This is a genomic window from Streptomyces sp. MB09-02B, from assembly GCF_033794485.1.
GTDB lineage: Bacteria > Actinomycetota > Actinomycetes > Streptomycetales > Streptomycetaceae > Streptomyces.
The window spans coordinates 1-2,672 of record NZ_JARGEE010000710.1; the positions used below are offsets into that span (position 1 = coordinate 1).

Consider the following 2,672-nt stretch of genomic DNA (forward strand, 5'->3'; position numbering starts at 1 on the left):
GGGTGGGCCCCGGGCGAGGGGGCGGCCTCCTCACCGGCGAGCACCGAGTCCAGCAGGTCCACGATGACGAAGTCGGCGAGGTGGTCGGTGCACACCTCGGCGAGCTCCTCCGCGGTGCGGGTCACGTCGAGGGTGGAGCCGATCCGGTTGCCGGACTCGTTGAGCATGCTCAGACGCCGGCGGGCCAGGAACTGCTCCGTGCTGTCGATCGCGGCCAGGCACATGCCCCGTACGTCGCCGGAGGCGTCCTTCAACGGGCTGAGGGAGACCAGCCACGCGTGCTCGCGCGCTTCGCCCGGCGCGCGCAGCCATGCCTCGTACGGCATCGGCTCACCCGTTCGCAGCACCCGCTGCACCACGTCGTCGAGCCCCTCGAAGCCCGGCAGCCTGCGCTGCCCGTCGGCGGACACGCCCACCCGCCGGCCGAGCAGGTCCTGCTGCGACCTGCCCATCACCTTCTCCATGGCGGAGTTCGCGGACACCGCGAGCCCGTCCTGGTCGAAGAGCGCGATCGGCACGGGAAGCTGGTCGAGGGCCCACACGCGCAGCCGGGCGGCGGGCTCCGGCACCGTGGCCGTCAGGAACCACTGCGTGCGGCCCTCGACGTCCAGCAGGGGATGCGCCTCCAGCTCCAGCTCCACGTCGTGACCGTCTCGATGCCGTGCGTGCACGGGGCCGCGCCAGTCGGCCGGTTCGGTGAGCCGGCTGCGCGCAGCGGCGGGCAGGGACCTGGCCAGCAGGTCGGCCGCGTGACGGCCGAGCACCTCACCGGGCTCGTGACCGAGCACCCGTCGCGCGCCGGCACTCCACGCGATCACCAGTCCCCTGGCGTCGACCGCGGCCGTGGCGACACCGTGCTCGCCCATCGTTCCTTCTCTCCGTACGACCGGAGCCGTGGTCCCTGGGCTCACAGATCGACTGCGGGGCACTGCTTCCAAGCTTCATTGTGCGCCGGGCACGCCAGGCACGGCGCGCGACCACCCGGAGCACCCGATCCCCTACCCTGCCACGCCCCGTGCCTCACCGGGCCCGGTTCGACCCGTCGTCCGGACGCCTCGGTCACCGCGCCCCCGCACGTACCTCCGCCGAGGCCGGCGGGCGAGCGGGCCGCCGCACCGGTCGCACGCCCCTGCCGGGAGCCAGGCGACGCAGGCTGCCGCGAACTCGTGCCGAGCGTCGGACGGTTCTGCGCGTGTCGCCCACGTCGCCGCCCGGGTCCGCGCCGCCGCCTCCCCGGTCACCGTCCCGGGCCGAGTGGAGGCGGTACTTTCCCCGTGGGCGTACCGTCCGCACTGCCGGGAGTGACGCGACGGGACGCGACGGGACGCGCGAGTGTCGGTCCGCTCGGCGGAGAGTGGAGATGCCTTGGTGGAGTCAGGAGCCGGTGCGGCGGGCGCGCGGAGGCGTCGTCGGGGGTTGTTCGTCGGGCTGTGCACGCTGGACGTCGTACAGCTCGTCGACCGGCTGCCGGGGCCCAACGAGAAGCTGACGGCTCGTGAGCAGCTCGTGGCCGCGGGCGGCCCGGCGGCGAACGCGGCGGTGACGTTCGCCCGTCTGGGCGGTACGGCCACGCTGCTCACCGCGATCGGCCGCCATCCGCTGGGGGCCGCCGTCGCTGCGGATCTGGACCGGCTGGGGGTGACGGTGGTGGACCTGGCGGCCGACTCGGTCGGGCCGCCGGCCGTGTCGTCCGTGCTGGTGACCGCGTCGAGCGGCGACCGGGCCGTCGCCTCGACCAACGCGACAGGACACCGGCTGGCCCCGCCGGACGATCTCGACGCGCTGGTGGCGGCCTCGGACGTCGTGGAGTTCGACGGCCACCACATGGAGCTGGCCGTGGCCGCCGCCGGGGCGGCGCGGGCGGCCGGTCGCCGGACCGTGCTCGACGGCGGCAGCTGGAAGGCCGGTACGGAGCGGCTGTTGCCGTCGATCGACGTGGCCGTCTGCTCAGAGGACTTCCGTCCGCCCGGGACGGAGGCACCGGGGAGCGGGCCGGCCGACACCCTGCGGTTCCTGCGGGAGCACGGGGCCGTCCGGTCGGCGGTCAGCCGGGGCGCCCGCCCCCTGGTGTGGGCGGGCCCGGACGGCCGGGGCACGGTGGCCGTTCCCGCCGTCCGGGTCGCGGACACGCTGGGCGCCGGCGACGTCCTGCACGGGGCGCTGGCCCATGGCCTCGCCGGGCGGGACGCCCTGACGTCGCACGGCTTCGTCGAGGCCCTGCGGGCGGCGGCTGTGGTGGCCTCGCGGGCGTGCGCGTCGTTCGGGACACGGGCGTGGCTGCGGGAGGGGCGGGCCGACCGCCGCGACAGCCCGTGAAGGTGCCGCCGACGGGAGGGAGGGGGAGTCTGCCCGTCGGCGGCGGCCTCATGTCGGGCCCGGCGTCAGAACGCGGGGACCTCCGAGGGCCCGGCCTTGTTGATGTCGTCGATGAAGCTCCCGGTCAGCGGACGGACCGGGAGCACCGCAGGCATGTCGGCTCCTCCCGCTCACCCGCGTCGGTCGACGGTCCGCAGCAGTGAGGCGCGGGACCCGGTGACGCCCGACCCAATGGTCCGAACCCGGCGGACGGCCGCAACGCGGGCGCGAGCCGTACACCCGAACGTGCTCGACAGGTCCGTGGCGCCGGGGGGCCGTGGCGCCGGAGGGCCGGGGCTGGTCCCTATACACACATT

Annotated in this window: 2 protein-coding genes; one reads left to right on the forward strand and one right to left on the reverse strand. The window is 75.4% G+C overall.

The window, feature by feature from the left end:
* On the reverse strand, positions 1-866 hold an 866-nt coding region (locus P1P70_RS43140), incomplete at its 3' end, for a PAS domain-containing protein (RefSeq protein WP_319247747.1).
* A 499-nt stretch (positions 867-1,365) separates the two neighbouring features.
* On the opposite strand from P1P70_RS43140, the gene P1P70_RS43145 reads away from it, so the two are divergent.
* The gene (locus P1P70_RS43145; protein WP_319247749.1) at positions 1,366-2,316 is read left to right on the forward strand and encodes a PfkB family carbohydrate kinase; all 951 of its coding nucleotides are present in this window, start codon (positions 1,366-1,368) and stop codon (positions 2,314-2,316) included.
* Positions 2,317-2,672 lie beyond the last annotated feature (356 nt).